This is a genomic window from Enterobacter kobei (genome assembly GCF_001729765.1).
GTDB classification, from domain to species: domain Bacteria; phylum Pseudomonadota; class Gammaproteobacteria; order Enterobacterales; family Enterobacteriaceae; genus Enterobacter; species Enterobacter kobei.
Map to the genome: position 1 here is coordinate 1,516,425 of NZ_CP017181.1, position 16,346 is coordinate 1,532,770.

The 16,346-nt window shown below is 56.4% G+C and carries 12 protein-coding genes; 7 read left to right on the top strand and 5 right to left on the bottom strand.

The genetic code is table 11. The features are described 5' to 3' along the window. The first annotated feature begins 62 nt into the window (after positions 1–62). From clpS to BFV64_RS07210, 3 genes are all read left to right on the top strand, one after another. Complete coding sequence (gene clpS / locus BFV64_RS07200) at positions 63–383, top strand: ATP-dependent Clp protease adapter ClpS (RefSeq protein WP_006174393.1); 321 nt, start codon at positions 63–65, stop codon at positions 381–383. Positions 384–410: 27 nt separating this feature from the next. Further along, positions 411–2,690, top strand: a complete 2,280-nt coding sequence (gene clpA / locus BFV64_RS07205) for an ATP-dependent Clp protease ATP-binding subunit ClpA (RefSeq protein ID WP_014831269.1) — start codon at positions 411–413, stop codon at positions 2,688–2,690. Positions 2,691–2,944: 254 nt separating this feature from the next. Next, positions 2,945–3,394 carry a hypothetical protein gene (locus tag BFV64_RS07210; protein ID WP_069601857.1) on the top strand — a complete coding sequence of 150 codons (450 nt, stop codon included), beginning with the start codon at positions 2,945–2,947 and terminating at the stop codon, positions 3,392–3,394. Positions 3,395–3,465: 71 nt separating this feature from the next. Here BFV64_RS07210 and infA read toward each other — a convergent pair whose 3' ends face one another. The 5 genes from infA to trxB all read right to left on the bottom strand — a co-directional run bounded on the left by infA (position 3,466) and on the right by trxB (position 9,289). Next, positions 3,466–3,684, bottom strand: coding sequence for a translation initiation factor IF-1 (gene infA / locus BFV64_RS07215; protein WP_002211347.1), 219 nt, complete (start codon positions 3,682–3,684; stop codon positions 3,466–3,468). A 284-nt stretch (positions 3,685–3,968) separates the two neighbouring features. Then, the gene (gene aat / locus BFV64_RS07220; protein WP_014883199.1) at positions 3,969–4,673 is read right to left on the bottom strand and encodes a leucyl/phenylalanyl-tRNA--protein transferase; all 705 of its coding nucleotides are present in this window, start codon (positions 4,671–4,673) and stop codon (positions 3,969–3,971) included. Positions 4,674–4,718: 45 nt separating this feature from the next. Next, the gene (gene cydC, locus BFV64_RS07225) at positions 4,719–6,440 is read right to left on the bottom strand and encodes a heme ABC transporter ATP-binding protein/permease CydC (protein ID WP_045281067.1); all 1,722 of its coding nucleotides are present in this window, start codon (positions 6,438–6,440) and stop codon (positions 4,719–4,721) included. Next, the gene (cydD, locus tag BFV64_RS07230) at positions 6,440–8,206 is read right to left on the bottom strand and encodes a heme ABC transporter permease/ATP-binding protein CydD (RefSeq protein ID WP_023332534.1); all 1,767 of its coding nucleotides are present in this window, start codon (positions 8,204–8,206) and stop codon (positions 6,440–6,442) included. Before cydD ends, cydC begins: the two co-directional genes overlap by 1 nt. 114 nt (positions 8,207–8,320) lie before the next feature. Next, complete coding sequence (trxB, locus tag BFV64_RS07235) at positions 8,321–9,289, bottom strand: thioredoxin-disulfide reductase (RefSeq protein WP_023332535.1); 969 nt, start codon at positions 9,287–9,289, stop codon at positions 8,321–8,323. A 544-nt stretch (positions 9,290–9,833) separates the two neighbouring features. Here trxB and lrp point away from each other — a divergent pair. The 4 genes from lrp (at position 9,834) to rarA (ending at position 16,255) form a co-directional block, all read left to right on the top strand. Further along, positions 9,834–10,328, top strand: coding sequence for a leucine-responsive transcriptional regulator Lrp (gene lrp / locus BFV64_RS07240; RefSeq protein ID WP_000228469.1), 495 nt, complete (start codon positions 9,834–9,836; stop codon positions 10,326–10,328). A gap of 135 nt (positions 10,329–10,463) precedes the next feature. Next, entirely contained in the window at positions 10,464–14,159 is a 3,696-nt protein-coding gene (locus BFV64_RS07245; RefSeq protein ID WP_045281066.1) for a DNA translocase FtsK 4TM domain-containing protein, read from the top strand. Between the two features lie 128 nt (positions 14,160–14,287). After that, positions 14,288–14,902, top strand: coding sequence for an outer membrane lipoprotein periplasmic chaperone LolA (gene lolA, locus BFV64_RS07250; RefSeq protein ID WP_014883204.1), 615 nt, complete (start codon positions 14,288–14,290; stop codon positions 14,900–14,902). A gap of 9 nt (positions 14,903–14,911) precedes the next feature. Beyond that, positions 14,912–16,255, top strand: a complete 1,344-nt coding sequence (gene rarA, locus BFV64_RS07255) for a replication-associated recombination protein RarA (RefSeq protein ID WP_014883205.1) — start codon at positions 14,912–14,914, stop codon at positions 16,253–16,255. Positions 16,256–16,346 lie beyond the last annotated feature (91 nt).

Sequence of the window (16,346 nt, forward strand, 5' to 3'; positions counted from 1 at the left end):
GGATGACAGTAATAGATGATTGTTATCTAACATCTGAGGTAGATTCAAAGTGGTTATGCAAAATGGGTAAGACCAACGACTGGCTGGATTTTGACCAGCTGGCGGAAGATAAAGTGCGTGACGCGCTAAAACCGCCATCTATGTATAAAGTTATGTTAATGAACGATGATTACACGCCGATGGAATTTGTTATTGACGTGCTACAAAAGTTCTTTTCTTATGATGTAGAACGTGCAACGCAACTGATGCTTACCGTTCATTATCGAGGCAAAGCCATCTGCGGCATCTTTACGGCAGAAGTGGCGGAAACCAAAGTGGCGATGGTGAACGACTATGCGAGGGAGAACGAGCATCCGTTGCTGTGTACGCTGGAAAAGGCCTGATAAGGCATAAAATTGGGGGAGGTGCCTATGCTCAATCAAGAACTGGAACTCAGTTTAAACATGGCTTTCGCCAGAGCGCGTGAGCACCGACATGAGTTTATGACCGTCGAGCATTTACTGCTCGCACTGCTTAGCAACCCATCTGCCCGCGAAGCGCTGGAAGCCTGCTCCGTGGATCTGGTGGCGCTACGTCAGGAACTCGAAGCCTTCATCGAACAAACCACACCGGTGCTGCCAGCCAGTGAAGAGGAGCGCGACACGCAGCCGACGCTCAGCTTCCAGCGCGTGCTGCAGCGCGCGGTATTCCACGTCCAGTCTTCCGGACGTAGCGAAGTGACTGGCGCAAACGTCCTGGTCGCCATCTTCAGCGAGCAGGAGTCACAGGCGGCCTACCTGCTGCGCAAACACGAAGTCAGCCGACTCGACGTGGTGAACTTTATTTCTCACGGAACGCGCAAAGACGAGCCTAACCAGGCATCGGATTCCAGCAATCAGGTCAATAACAATGAAGAGCAAGCAGGCGGGGAGGATCGTATGGAAAACTTCACCACCAATCTTAACCAGCTTGCTCGCGTTGGCGGTATCGACCCGCTGATTGGTCGCGATAAAGAGCTGGAGCGCGCGATCCAGGTGCTGTGCCGTCGCCGCAAAAACAACCCGCTGCTGGTGGGTGAGTCAGGCGTGGGGAAAACCGCGATTGCGGAAGGTCTGGCCTGGCGCATTGTGCAGGGCGACGTGCCGGAAGTGATTGCCGATTGCACCATCTACTCGCTGGATATTGGCTCGCTGCTGGCGGGCACCAAATACCGCGGCGATTTTGAAAAACGCTTCAAGGCGCTGTTAAAACAGCTGGAGCAGGACACCAACAGCATTCTGTTTATCGATGAGATCCACACCATCATCGGCGCAGGTGCGGCGTCCGGTGGCCAGGTGGATGCCGCTAACCTGATCAAACCGCTGCTCTCCAGCGGCAAGATCCGCGTGATTGGCTCCACTACCTACCAGGAGTTCAGCAACATCTTCGAAAAAGACCGTGCGCTGGCGCGCCGCTTCCAGAAAATTGACGTGACCGAACCGTCCGTTGAGGAAACGGTGCAGATCATCAACGGTCTGAAGCCGAAGTATGAAGCGCACCACGACGTGCGTTACACCGCGAAAGCGGTCCGTGCGGCGGTGGAGCTGGCGGTGAAATACATCAACGATCGTCATCTGCCGGATAAGGCGATTGACGTGATTGATGAGGCAGGGGCGCGAGCGCGCCTGATGCCGGCCAGCAAGCGTAAGAAAACGGTTAACGTGGCGGACATTGAGTCCGTGGTGGCCCGTATCGCACGTATTCCTGAGAAGAGCGTCTCTCAGAGTGACCGCGACACGCTGCGCACCCTCGGCAATCGCCTGAAAATGCTGGTCTTTGGTCAGGATAAAGCCATTGAGGCCTTAACCGAAGCGATCAAGATGGCCCGCGCCGGGCTGGGGCATGAGCACAAGCCTGTCGGGTCCTTCCTGTTCGCTGGCCCAACCGGCGTCGGGAAAACCGAGGTGACGGTCCAGCTTTCCAAAGCGCTGGGCATTGAGCTGCTGCGCTTTGATATGTCCGAGTACATGGAGCGCCACACCGTCAGCCGCCTGATTGGTGCGCCTCCGGGCTACGTGGGCTTCGACCAGGGCGGCCTGCTCACCGACGCGGTGATCAAGCATCCGCACGCGGTACTGCTGCTCGATGAAATCGAGAAAGCGCACCCGGATGTGTTCAACATCCTGCTGCAGGTGATGGACAACGGGACGCTGACCGACAACAACGGGCGCAAGGCGGACTTCCGCAACGTGGTGCTGGTGATGACCACCAACGCCGGTGTGCGTGAAACCGAGCGTAAATCCATCGGCCTGATCCATCAGGACAACAGTACCGATGCGATGGAAGAGATCAAAAAGATCTTCACGCCGGAGTTCCGTAACCGTCTGGACAACATTATCTGGTTCGATCACCTGTCTACCGAGGTGATCCATCAGGTGGTGGATAAGTTCATCGTCGAGTTGCAGGTACAGCTGGACCAGAAAGGCGTATCGCTGGAAGTGAGTCAGGAGGCCCGCAACTGGCTGGCTGAGAAAGGCTACGACCGTGCGATGGGTGCCCGTCCGATGGCGCGTGTGATTCAGGACAACCTGAAGAAACCGCTGGCGAACGAGCTACTGTTTGGCTCGCTGGTAGACGGCGGTCAGGTGACCGTGGCGCTGGATCAGGCGAAGAACGAGCTGACGTACGACTTCCAGAGTGCGGCGAAGCACAAGCCGGAAGCGGCTCACTGAGTAGTAAGGTAAAAGCAAAACGGCAACTTCGGTTGCCGTTTTTTATTGTTTGCTCCCTCTCCCTGTGGGAGAGGGCCGGGGTGAGGGCAACAGGCAGCAGAGGAATTTTGCGAGGCGCTTTCCAATTTCTTTCGATGTCTGTTGCTGGATGAATCCACAGTAATAAAATGGCGGCGCACCTGCAAAATCAGGTGTCGGGATTGGCGTCCTGAAAGCGTGTGCACAGACAATCTTGCGTGCATAAAGGATCACATATGACTGATATTAATGGCTTCACCCAACTCTACACCGAACTCTCCCTCAATCCCGATCTTCCAACCCTTGCTGAGCGCTGCAAACTACTCACCGAAATCCTCCTCGACTGCAAATCACTCCCGCAGACGCAGCCCGTGTGCCGTTGCCTTGGTGCATACCTGGAAGAAATGAAAATCGGCCTCACAGAATCAATGCGTGACTTTCAGGTGGTGGAATTTGAGCACGAAGCGGAAGAACCGCGACAAAAAGAGTGGCTGCTGGAAGATACAGAAACGAAATGCGACTACTGCCGGGCATTAAACCATGTGCTGCTGGTATCGCATTTTGACCGCGATATGTTGCCGCACCTGACGGGATTACTGCATGATATGGTTCATTCTATGGCGGTGGATTTAATCACTACTGTACAGCCGTGGATGACAATACATCTTCCGGTACAGCAACACTAGAGCCATAAATAAAAAAGGCCGGGATGATCCCGACCTTTTAAATATTCATCTGCCATTACAGGCGAAAACAATTAGCGACTACGGAAGACAATGCGGCCTTTGCTCAGGTCGTACGGGGTCAGTTCAACAGTCACTTTGTCGCCCGTTAAAATGCGGATATAGTTTTTGCGCATTTTACCGGAGATGTGCGCAGTTACCACGTGACCGTTTTCCAGCTCTACGCGAAACATGGTGTTAGGCAACGTATCAAGTACGGTACCCTGCATTTCAATATTGTCTTCTTTGGCCATCTAATCCTCTGGGGTATCACTACCAAGTTTTGAACCGGCAAGATAATGCCGAAATTCATCAATTAAGTAAAGAATTGCGCGTTTAAAACGCAGCAAAACAGTTTCGGCGCATTGCCCAAGCGTCACGGTACAACCGAACGGAAAGCGCATTCGTAAAGGGGATACAACAGGATAAACGTCAGGACGTTATCTGAAGCGAAGGTCCCAAACGGCGGCGGGGCAACAGGCAGAAGCTACTCTGCGGCATAATTATAACACCCTCACAAAAAATATGCGGAAAACATTTAGGCATTGGGCATAAAGAGCGTTCTCGGTATCCAGAAGTCGCGCGGGAGCTTCTGCTGGCGGCTGGCATCCAGATGTTCGATGTACTGGCGTCGCGGGATCTCAACGGCGCCGAGGGAGGCCGTATGCTCATTGAGGACCTGACAATCGATCAGGTTTCCGCCGCGTTGCGCGAATTCCTGGCAGAAAATGAGCAGCGCAGTTTTCGAGGCATTCACCGCGCGAGAGAACATCGACTCGCCGCAAAACAGCGTCCCTTGCGCCACGCCGTACATGCCGCCGACGAGTATGCCGTCTTCCCATACTTCGATGGAGTGAGCGTAGCCAAGCTCATGAAGCTGGTGGTAGGCGGTAATAATATCGCGGGTTATCCACGTCCCTTCATGGCGGTCTTGCGCACAGCCTTCAATGACCTGACCAAACGCGTGGTTGAGCGTGACGCGGTATGGAGATTTGGCATGGAAACGCTTCATGCTGCGGCTGAGGTGAAACTGCGCTGGCCACAGCACGGCGCGCGGATCGGGTGACCACCATAAAATCGGGTCGCCGGGCGAAAACCACGGGAAGATGCCGCGCTGGTAAGCCATCAAGAGCCGTGCAGGGCTGAGGTCCCCACCCAGGGCCAGCAGCCCATTGGGCTCACGTAGCGCTCCCTCCGGCGACGGGAACGCAATGTTATGACGAGAAAGCTGGACCAGGCGCATGACAGCAAAACTCCAGTACGCGAGTGAGGACGCTACAAATATAGTCTACAGACGCTGTTTAAACTGGTAGTAGCGACCCTGTTTCGTCAACAGCTCTGCGTGACTACCTTGCTCAATAATGTGTCCGTTGTCCATTACAATTATCCGATCAAAACTTGCCAGTCCACGCAGGCGGTGTGTGACCATCAGCACGGTTTTCCCTGCCATCACATTCGCCAGTAAATCAAGGATTTGACTCTCAGTCGTCGCATCCAGTCCTTCAGTCGGTTCGTCGAGCAGCATCAGCGGTGCATCATGCAGCAGCGCACGCGCAATCGCCAGACGACGCAGTTCTCCACCGGAGAGCTGACGACCACCTTCACCCAGCCAGCTGTTCAGCCCGTCGTCCTCAAGCAGTTTTTGCAGCCCGACCTGTTCCAGCGTGGCGCGAAGCGCGTCGTCCGAAGCCTCCGGCGCGGCCAGTAACAGGTTATCGCGCAGGGTGGCGCTAAACAGATGCACACGCTGTGGAACGACGCTGACGGTCTTACGTAGCGCCTGCTCGCTGAAATCTGTCAGCAACGTATTATTGAAGCGAATCTGGCCGTGCTGCGGATCCCAGGCGCGGGTCAACAACTGTAGCAGCGTCGATTTACCGCAGCCGGTGCGGCCAAGGATCGCAATCCGCTGCCCCGCATCAACTGACAGAGTGATACCTTCCAGCGCATTCTGCGCCTGTTTGTCATAGGCGAAGGTCACGTCATCAAGCGTCAGCGTCACCTGCTCAGGCACCGCGGTCTGCGCTGCGCTGAACGTTACCTCAGGCTCCTGCTCGGCAATCTGGGTGATGCGCAGGGCAGAGGCGATCACCTGACCAAGATGCTGGAAAGCGCCCGTTACCGGTGCCAGCGCTTCAAAAGCGGCCAGTGCGCAGAAAACGAAGAGGGCAATAAGCGGACCTGGCTGAGGATTACCGCCAACTCCGCCGGAAGCCAGCCACAGCATGGCAATCACCGCCACGCCGCCGATCAACATCATCAGCGCCTGAGAGAAGGCCGTCAGTTCAGACTGACGGCGCTGGGCTTCGTGCCAGTTCAGCTCCGTACTTTCCATCCGGGCGCGATAGCGCTTGCTGGCGCCAAAAATGGTCAGCTCTGCCTGCCCCTGAAGCCAGGAGGTCAGCTGCTGGCGGTAATCGCCGCGCAGACGCGTCAGGTTTTCCCCCGTGGATTTTCCGGCGCGGTAAAACAGCGGCGGCAGAATAATGAGCGTTAACAGCATGATCCCGCCGAGCGTTAGCGCAACGGGAACATCCAGAACAGCCAGCCCCAGCGTGACCACCACAATCACCACAAACGCGCCCACGATCGGGGAGATCACGCGCAGGTAAAGGTGATCCAGCGTATCGACATCCGCAACGACACGGTTCAGTAATTCACCCTGACGAAAACGCGCCAGCCCGGCAGGGGAGAGGGGCAGCAGTTTGCTGAAGGTGTAGATACGCAGATGCTGCAGGACGCGGAACGTGGCGTCGTGGCTGACTAAACGCTCGAAATAGCGTCCGGCCGTGCGGGTAATGGCTGTACCGCGAACACCTGCCGCCGGAAGCATATAGTTGAAGCTGTATAATCCGGCGAACCCCGCCACGGCCGAGGCCGACAGAAACCAGCCGGAAAGCGTGAGCAGGCCGATACTGGCGAGCAGCGTCACAATGGCCAGCACAATCCCCAGCGTCAGCATCCATTTATGGCGTTTATAGAGTGCAAGATAAGGCAGCAGAGCACGCATCAGATGTCCTCCTGACGGTTTGCCAGCAGGGCGGCAAACGGCCCCTGCGCGGCAACGAGTGAGGCGTAATCGCCTTGTTCAACAATACGTCCGTTTTCCATCACCCAGATCTCGTCCCAGTCAGCAATCCCTTCCAGCTGATGGGTAACCATCAGCGTGGTTTGTTGCAAGGAGGCGGCGTTCAGCGCCGCCATGACGCGCTGCTCACTGTGTGCGTCCAGACTGGCTGCGGGTTCATCCAGCAGCATCAGCTGGCACGGGTTAAGCAGAGCGCGGGCAACGGCCACGCGCTGCGCCTGTCCAACCGACAGCCCGGCAGACTGGTCGCCGACCACGGTATCTATACCTTGCGGGAGCATCGGCAGAAACTCGCTGACCCAGGCGCGGTCGAGAACCGATTGCAGTTCATCTTCACGCGCATCCGGGCGCGCCAGCAGAACGTTTTCACGCAGCGTAGAGGCAGGCAGTTGCGGGTTTTGCCCCACCCAACTGAGCTGTTGACGCCAGGCGTCAGGATCGAGATGACGCAGTTCGGTTTTGTTGATCCGCAGTGAACCGGTGTAGGCCATAAAACCGGATAACGCATTCAGCAGAGAACTTTTCCCGGAACCGCTGGTGCCAACCAGCACCACGCGCTTTCCGGCCGGCAGGGTGAAGTTCAGCGGGCCTGCCAGCACTTTCCCTTCCGGCGAGAGGATGCAGAAATCGCTCGCGTCGAGGGTTACCGGCTCTTTGCTGTTCAGCGTCACGTCACCCCGATCCGGATGCGCCAGCGGCGTCTCCAGGAATGTTTTCAGGCTGTCAGCTGCGCCAACTGCCTGCGCTTTGGCGTGATAGAACGTCCCCAGGTCGCGAAGCGGCTGGAAAAATTCCGGGGCCAGGATCAGCGCCAGGAAACCGGCGGAAAGGGTCACTGCCGTGCCGTAATGACCGAAATCCAGCGCGCCCAGATAGGAGAAGCCAAAGTAGACCGCCACGAGGGCAATAGACAGCGAGGTAAAGAACTCCAGTACGCCGGACGACAGGAATGCCAGGCGTAACACCTCCATGGTGCGCTGACGGAAGTCCTGCGATGCCCGACGAATGTTTTCGGTTTCCGCTTCACCACGACCAAAAATGCGCAATGTTTCCATGCCGCGAAGACGGTCCAGGAAATGGCCGCTTAAGCGCCCCAGTGCCAGGAAGTTACGGCGGTTGGCATCCGCAGCACCCATTCCGACCAGCGCCATAAAGAGGGGAATCAGCGGCGCGGTGCCCATCAGGATCAGCGCAGCCATCCAGTTCACCGGGAAGATGGCGATCACAATCAGCAGCGGAACGAAGACGGCAAGCGCCATCTGTGGCAGATAGCGTGCGTAGTAGTCGTGCATATCGTCAATCTGTTCAAGGATCAACGTCGCCCAGCTTCCGGCCGGTTTACCCTGGATCCACGCGGGCCCGGCTTCCTGCAGACGATCGAGCACCTGACGGCGGATCTCGTAGCGGATATGCTGTCCGGCATGGAAACCGACGCGCTCGCGCAGCCACACCACCCATGCGCGCAGGATAAAAATCAGGACCAGGACGATAAAAGGCATCAGGAGCGCTTCGCGCGGAATGTTCTCCATGATCATGTGGTTAAGAATGCGGGCCAGCAGCCATGCCTGGGCAACAATCAACAGACCACTGACAAACCCCAGAACACGGGAGATCGTAAGCCAGCGGCGGGAAATAACGCTTTGCTGTTTCAGCCAGCGTGTTAACTCTTGTTGACGGGTTTTTTCCATTGCGTATTTTGCAGGTGACGTTATAAGAAATTAGACATCTGCATGTTACACGCGAGCAAAAATAAAGGCGACCTGTGGCCGCCTTTATTTACGTTTGTTACTGACTTGTAAAGATTATTTACCTTGTTCAGCCAGTCCATCAAGATAGCGTTCTGCGTCCAGCGCGGCCATACAGCCGGTGCCCGCAGAGGTGATCGCCTGACGGTAAATATGGTCCATCACGTCACCAGCAGCGAACACGCCAGGGACGCTGGTTTGAGTTGCATTACCGTGAATACCAGACTGCACCTTGATGTAGCCGTTTTCCAGTTCCAGCTGACCTTCGAAGATAGCGGTATTCGGGCTGTGACCGATTGCCACAAACAGGCCAGCCACGTCCAGCGTTTCGACGTTATCGGTGTTCTGGGTGTCACGAATGCGCAGTCCGGCAACGCCCATCTGATCGCCCGTTACTTCTTCCAGGGTGCGATTGGTGTGCAGCACGATGTTGCCGCTCGCCACTTTATCCATCAGACGTTTGATCAGGATCTTCTCGGCGCGGAAAGTGTCACGACGGTGGATCAGGTGCACTTCAGAGGCGATGTTTGCCAGGTAGAGCGCTTCTTCCACGGCGGTGTTGCCGCCGCCGATAACCGCGACTTTCTGATTGCGATAGAAGAAACCGTCGCAGGTTGCGCAGGCAGAGACGCCGCGGCCTTTAAACGCTTCTTCAGACGGCAGGCCGAGGTAGCGGGCAGAGGCGCCGGTGGCAATAATCAGCGCGTCACAGGTGTACTCGCCGCTGTCACCCGTCAGGCGGAACGGACGGTTCTGAAGATCGACCTTGTTGATATGGTCGAACAGGATTTCAGTTTCGAATTTCGCGGCATGCTCGTGCATGCGCTCCATCAGCAGCGGCCCGGTCAGGTCGTTCGGGTCGCCTGGCCAGTTTTCCACTTCTGTGGTGGTGGTCAGCTGACCGCCTTTTTCCATACCGGTGATCAGTACCGGTTGCAGGTTAGCGCGTGCAGCATAGACCGCCGCGGTATATCCCGCAGGTCCGGAACCAAGGATTAGCAACTTACTGTGTTTGGTCGTGCCCATGAGATCCCCATTGTTGTTGGCAGGCAATGGGCTGGATTGTAGGGAATTTGTTGCCGTAAAAAAAGAGCACTGGAGTTTTGCTTTCGATATATGCAATAGCCACGCCCGATGGATCTGGCGCAGTGTTATCACGTCTGCTGCTGAAAATCGCGCGTTTATAAGTCAGTAAAATGAGGATTAATACCCCTCCGTAATGAATATCCGGCATCTTGTACTAAAAATCGATGTTTTGCTTTGACAATCCCCTGCGCTTTTGCGAAAACATTCAAGGAAGAAAAAAAACCGCGTTAACCGTATGCCGCATAGGCATGCACGTAAATGCCATTTTTACCGTGTCAGTGAAATCTACGCATGGCGTGGACAGACGCCATACGTGATGTCGGTGACGGCCTTCGGGCAACGGTCTTCTTACCAATAGAACCCGAATCCGCATCGCGTCAAATACATAACCAGGCGATGTGATGACTAACGGGTACAGGCTCTGAACAGTGATGTGCACAGGGTCCAGGCAGGAGTAGGGAAGGAATACAGAGAGACAATAATAATGGTAGATAGCAAGAAGCGCCCTGGCAAAGATCTCGACCGTATCGATCGTAACATTCTTAATGAATTGCAAAAGGATGGGCGTATTTCCAACGTCGAGCTTTCAAAACGTGTGGGTCTTTCCCCGACGCCGTGCCTTGAGCGTGTGCGCCGACTGGAAAGACAGGGTTTTATTCAGGGCTATACGGCTCTGCTGAACCCGCATTATCTGGATGCCTCACTTCTGGTATTTGTTGAGATTACTCTGAATCGTGGTGCACCGGATGTGTTTGAGCAATTTAACGCCGCTGTACAAAAACTTGAAGAAATTCAAGAGTGTCACCTGGTGTCCGGTGATTTCGACTACCTGTTGAAAACCCGTGTGCCTGATATGTCCGCCTACCGTAAGCTGCTGGGGGAAACCCTGCTGCGTCTGCCAGGCGTGAACGACACCCGTACTTATGTGGTGATGGAAGAGGTCAAACAGAGCAATCGTCTGGTTATTAAGACGCGCTAACACGGAACAGGTGCAAAATCAGCGTAGTTTGATTACACTCCTGTTAATCCATACAGCAACAGTGCCGGGGAGTCCCGGCGCTGTTGTCCGTTTTAGCAAACAGGCAGGATATGCCTGATACCTGGAGAGCCTTTCTTGAGCCAGGAATACACTGAAGACAAAGAAGTCACACTATCGAAGCTAAGCAGCGGACGTCGTCTCCTCGAGGCTTTGCTGATTGTTATTGCCCTTTTTGCCGTCTGGCTGATGGCAGCCTTACTCAGTTTCAACCCTTCCGATCCCAGCTGGTCACAAACCGCATGGCATGAACCTATCCATAATTTAGGTGGTGTACCCGGTGCCTGGCTTGCGGACACGCTCTTTTTCATATTCGGTGTGATGGCCTACACCATTCCCGTCATTATCATCGGCGGATGCTGGTTTGCATGGCGTCATCGTCAGAACGATGATTACATCGACTATTTTGCGGTTTCCCTGCGCCTGATTGGCGCGCTGGCACTGATCCTCACCTCCTGCGGGCTGGCGGCGATTAACGCCGATGACATCTGGTACTTCGCCTCCGGCGGGGTCATTGGTAGCCTGCTCAGTTCTGCGTTACAGCCCATGCTGCACAGCAGCGGTGGCACGCTGGCGCTGCTGTGCATCTGGGCGGCAGGATTGACGCTGTTTACCGGCTGGTCATGGGTGAGCATTGCCGAAAAAATCGGCAGCTTTATTCTCACGATCCTGACGTTCGCCAGCAACCGGACCCGCCGCGACGATACGTGGGTCGATGATGACGACTATGAAGAAGAGTACGAAGAGGAAGACGAGGCCCCGGTACCGCGTCGTGAATCTCGTCGTGCCCGTATTCTGCGCGGTGCCCTGGCGCGTCGCCAGCGCGTCGCGGAAAAATTTGCCAACCCGCTTGGACGCAAAACGGATGCCGCGCTCTTCTCCGGTAAACGTATGGATGAAGACGAGCAGGTTGAGTACCGTGCCGCGGGTGCCGCTGTCGATCCTGATGATGTGCTGTTCTCCGGCAGCCGTGCTACCCCGGGTGAATTTGACGAATACGATCCGCTGCTGAACGGCCATTCGGTCAGCGCACCGGTTGCGGCAGCCGCAGCCGCCACGACGGCCGCGCAGGCGTATGCCGCGCCTGTCGAAGCCGTGATGCCATCCGCGCCGGTTCCACCACCAGAATCCGTTATTCAGCAGCCAAACGTTGTGTGGCAGACCGCGCCCGGTGTTCATACGCCGGAGCCCGTCATCGCGCCTGAACCTGAAAGCTATATTCCTGTGCAGCAGGAACCGTGGCAGCAGCCTTACCAGCCGCCGCAACCTGAGTATGAACCGCAGCACTATGAGCAGCCTGTGGCCCAGCCGTATCAGGAGTATGTGCCTGAACCGGTTGAACCTGCGCAGCCATATGCAGAGCCTCAGCCTGAACCTGAGGTGATGGAAGAGGTGAAACCGTCTCGTCCGCCAATGTACTATTTTGAAGAAGTTGAAGAACGCCGCGCCCGTGAACGCGAGCAGCTGGCGGCCTGGTATCAGCCTGTGCCTGAACCCGCGCAGGAGCCCGTTACGAAGGCACCTTCAGTTTCGGTTCCGCCGGTCGACGCGACGCCTGCGGTTGCACCTGTCGCCGAAAGCGTGAAGCAGGCCACCGTGGCCGCTGCTGCTGCCGCACCTGTCTTCAGCCTGGCTACGGGTGGCGCACCGCGTCCTCAGGTGAAAGAGGGGATTGGTCCACAGTTGCCACGCCCTAACCGCGTTCGCGTTCCTACCCGTCGTGAACTTGCCTCTTACGGCATCAAACTGCCATCCCAGCGTATGGCCGAAGAAAAAGCACGTGAGTCGGACTACGAAGATGACGCAGATGACATGCAGCAGGACGAACTGGCTCGCCAGTTCGCGGCACAGCAGAATCAACGCTACGGTGAAGAATACCAGCACGATGAGCCCGCTCTGGACGATGAAGATGAAGATGAAGCTGCAGAGGCAGAGTTAGCGCGTCAGTTCGCGGCAACGCAACAGCAGCGCTACTCCGGGGAACAGCCAACGGGTGCCAACCCGTTCTCATTGTCTGATTTCGAGTTCTCACCAATGAAAGACCTGGTGGATGATGGTCCGAGTGAGCCTTTATTTACCCCGAGCGTGATGCCTGAAGCTGAACCTGTGCGTCAGCAGCCTGCCCCGCAGGCCTACGCGCAGCCGCAACAACCGGTTCAGCAGCCGTATGCTCAACCGCAGCAGCCACAACACCAGCCGCCGCAGTTCCAGCAGCCAGCGCCACAGCCGCAGGAGAGCCTGATTCACCCGCTGCTGATGCGTAACGGTGACAGCCGTCCGCTGCAGCGTCCAAGCACGCCGCTGCCGTCACTGGATCTGCTGACGCCACCTCCTGCTGAAGTCGAGCCGGTTGATACTTTTGCTCTGGAGCAGATGGCCCGTCTGGTGGAAGCCCGTCTGGCTGACTTCCGCATTAAGGCGGATGTGGTGAACTACTCCCCGGGTCCGGTCATCACCCGTTTCGAACTGAACCTGGCGCCGGGCGTAAAAGCCGCGCGTATTTCTAACCTGTCTCGTGACCTGGCGCGTTCTCTGTCGACCGTGGCGGTGCGTGTGGTGGAAGTGATTCCGGGTAAACCGTACGTGGGTCTTGAACTGCCGAACAAAAAACGTCAGACCGTCTACCTGCGTGAAGTGCTGGACAACACCAAGTTCCGTGATAACCCATCCCCACTGACCGTCGTGCTGGGTAAAGATATCGCCGGCGATCCGGTGGTGGCAGATCTTGCGAAAATGCCTCACCTGCTGGTGGCCGGTACGACCGGTTCCGGTAAGTCCGTCGGGGTGAACGCCATGATCCTCAGCATGCTCTACAAAGCGCAGCCGGAAGATGTGCGTTTCATCATGATCGACCCGAAAATGCTCGAACTGTCCGTCTACGAAGGTATCCCGCATCTGCTGACGGAAGTGGTCACCGACATGAAAGACGCTGCCAACGCCCTGCGCTGGAGCGTCAACGAGATGGAACGCCGCTACAAGTTGATGTCTGCATTGGGCGTGCGTAACTTGGCCGGTTATAACGAGAAAATCGCCCAGGCGATGCGCATGGGACGTCCGATTCCGGATCCTTACTGGAAGCCGGGCGATAGCATGGATGCCCAGCATCCGGTGCTGGAAAAACTGCCTTACATCGTCGTGCTGGTGGATGAGTTTGCTGACCTGATGATGACCGTCGGTAAGAAGGTGGAAGAGTTGATTGCTCGTCTGGCGCAGAAAGCGCGTGCGGCCGGTATTCACCTTGTGCTGGCCACCCAGCGTCCTTCGGTGGACGTTATTACGGGTCTTATCAAAGCGAACATTCCGACGCGTATCGCCTTTACCGTATCAAGTAAAATTGACTCCCGTACCATTCTTGACCAGGGCGGCGCAGAGTCGCTGCTGGGTATGGGTGACATGCTCTATTCCGGCCCGAACTCCACCTCTCCGGTGCGTGTCCACGGTGCGTTCGTCCGCGATGAAGAAGTTCACGCCGTCGTGCAGGACTGGAAAGCACGCGGTCGCCCACAATATGTGGACGGTATTACCAGCGATACGGAAAGCGAAGGCGGCGGCGGTGGCTTTGACGGCGGCGAAGAGCTGGATCCGTTATTCGATCAGGCGGTTAATTTCGTCACCGAAAAACGTAAAGCCTCGATCTCTGGCGTCCAGCGTCAGTTCCGCATTGGCTATAACCGCGCGGCGCGTATCATCGAACAGATGGAAGCCCAGGGCATCGTGAGCGAGCAGGGGCATAACGGTAACCGCGAGGTGCTGGCGCCGCCGCCGTTTGATTAACCTTCAGCGATTGCAAAGAAGGGTAAATCAGCCAAAATTAAGCATTTTCTTCTGTCGCCTGCCTTCGGGCAGGTCCAGAATAGATGACGGAAACCCCATTTCGGGAAGACGTATTTTAAGGAATAACAATGAAAAAAATCGCCATCGCCTGTGCATTACTCACCAGTTTTGTTGCCAGCAGCGTCTGGGCTGATGCGGCCAGCGACCTTAAAAGCCGACTGGATAAAGTGAGCAGCTTCCACGCCAGCTTCACGCAGAAAGTGACTGACGGCAGCGGCAACGCGGTGCAGGAAGGTCAGGGAGATTTGTGGGTAAAACGCCCGAATCTGTTTAACTGGCACATGACTCAGCCGGATGAGAGCATCCTGGTCTCTGACGGTAAAACACTGTGGTTCTTCAACCCGTTCGTTGAGCAGGCCACGGCAACCTGGTTGAAAGATGCCACCAGCAATACGCCCTTTATGCTGATTGCCCGCAACCAGGCCAGCGACTGGCAGCAGTACAATATTAAGCAGAACGGTGATGAGTTTGTCCTGACGCCGAAAGGCAGCAACGGCAACCTGAAGCAGTTCACCATCAACGTCAGCACCAACGGGACCATCAATCAGTTCGGCGCGGTTGAGCAGGACGATCAGCGCAGCAGCTACCAGCTCAAGTCTCAGCAGAACGGCGCCGTGGATGCATCGAAATTCACCTTCACCCCGCCGCAGGGCGTAACGGTGGACGACCAACGCAATAAGTAAGAGGCATGAGTGAGCAATCTGTCGCTCGATTTTTCAGATAATGCGTTTCAACCTCTGGCCGCTCGTATGCGGCCAGAAAATTTAGCGCAGTACATCGGCCAGCAGCACCTGCTGGCTGCGGGGAAACCTTTGCCGCGGGCCATTGAGGCCGGGCATTTGCACTCCATGATCCTCTGGGGACCACCCGGGACCGGCAAAACGACCCTCGCTGAAGTGATTGCCCGCTATGCCAACGCTGACGTCGAACGTATCTCGGCGGTCACGTCCGGCGTAAAGGAGATCCGCGAGGCAATCGAGCGCGCGCGCCAGAACCGTAATGCCGGGCGCCGCACCATCCTCTTTGTCGACGAAGTTCACCGCTTCAACAAGAGCCAGCAGGATGCTTTTCTGCCGCATATTGAAGACGGCACAATTTTCTTCATCGGCGCGACCACCGAAAACCCCTCGTTTGAACTGAATTCGGCGCTGCTCTCTCGCGCCCGCGTTTACCTGCTCAAATCCCTGACCGCCGAGGATATCGAAAAGGTTCTGACCCAGGCGATGGACGATAAAGCACGCGGCTACGGCGGGCAGGATATCGTTCTGCCTGACGAAACGCGCAGGGCGATTGCGGAGCTGGTTAATGGCGATGCGCGCCGCGCGCTGAACACCCTGGAAATGATGGCCGATATGGCCGAAGTGGATGATGCCGGAAAGCGGGTGCTGAAGCCGGAACTCCTGACCGAAATTGCCGGTGAGCGCAGCGCGCGTTTTGATAATAAAGGCGATCGTTTCTACGACCTGATCTCGGCATTGCATAAGTCCGTCCGCGGCAGCGCCCCGGATGCGGCGCTTTACTGGTACGCGCGCATAATCACCGCGGGTGGCGATCCGCTGTACGTGGCGCGCCGCTGTCTGGCGATTGCCTCAGAAGATGTCGGCAATGCTGACCCGCGCGCCATGCAGGTTGCCCTTTCTGCCTGGGACTGCTTTACCCGCGTGGGCCCGGCAGAAGGCGAGCGTGCGATTGCGCAGGCGATTGTCTATCTGGCCTGCGCGCCGAAAAGCAATGCTGTCTATACCGCCTTTAAGGCCGCGATGTCGGACGCACGTGAACGCCCGGATTACGATGTGCCGGTTCATCTGCGCAACGCGCCAACCAAACTGATGAAGGAGATGGGCTACGGGCAGGAGTATCGCTATGCGCATGACGAGCCCAACGCCTATGCCGCCGGGGAGGAGTATTTCCCGCAGGAAATGGCACAAACCCGCTATTATCACCCTACAAACAGAGGTCTTGAGGGCAAGATTGGTGAAAAGCTCACCTGGCTCGCCGGACAGGATCAAAATAGCCCTATAAAACGCTACCGTTAGTTCGATCGTTGCGGTAATGTTGGCATAGTATCCTTGTGACCGCAGGCTGTGGTCACATTTTCCTATTTTAATTCGATAAGCACAGGATAAG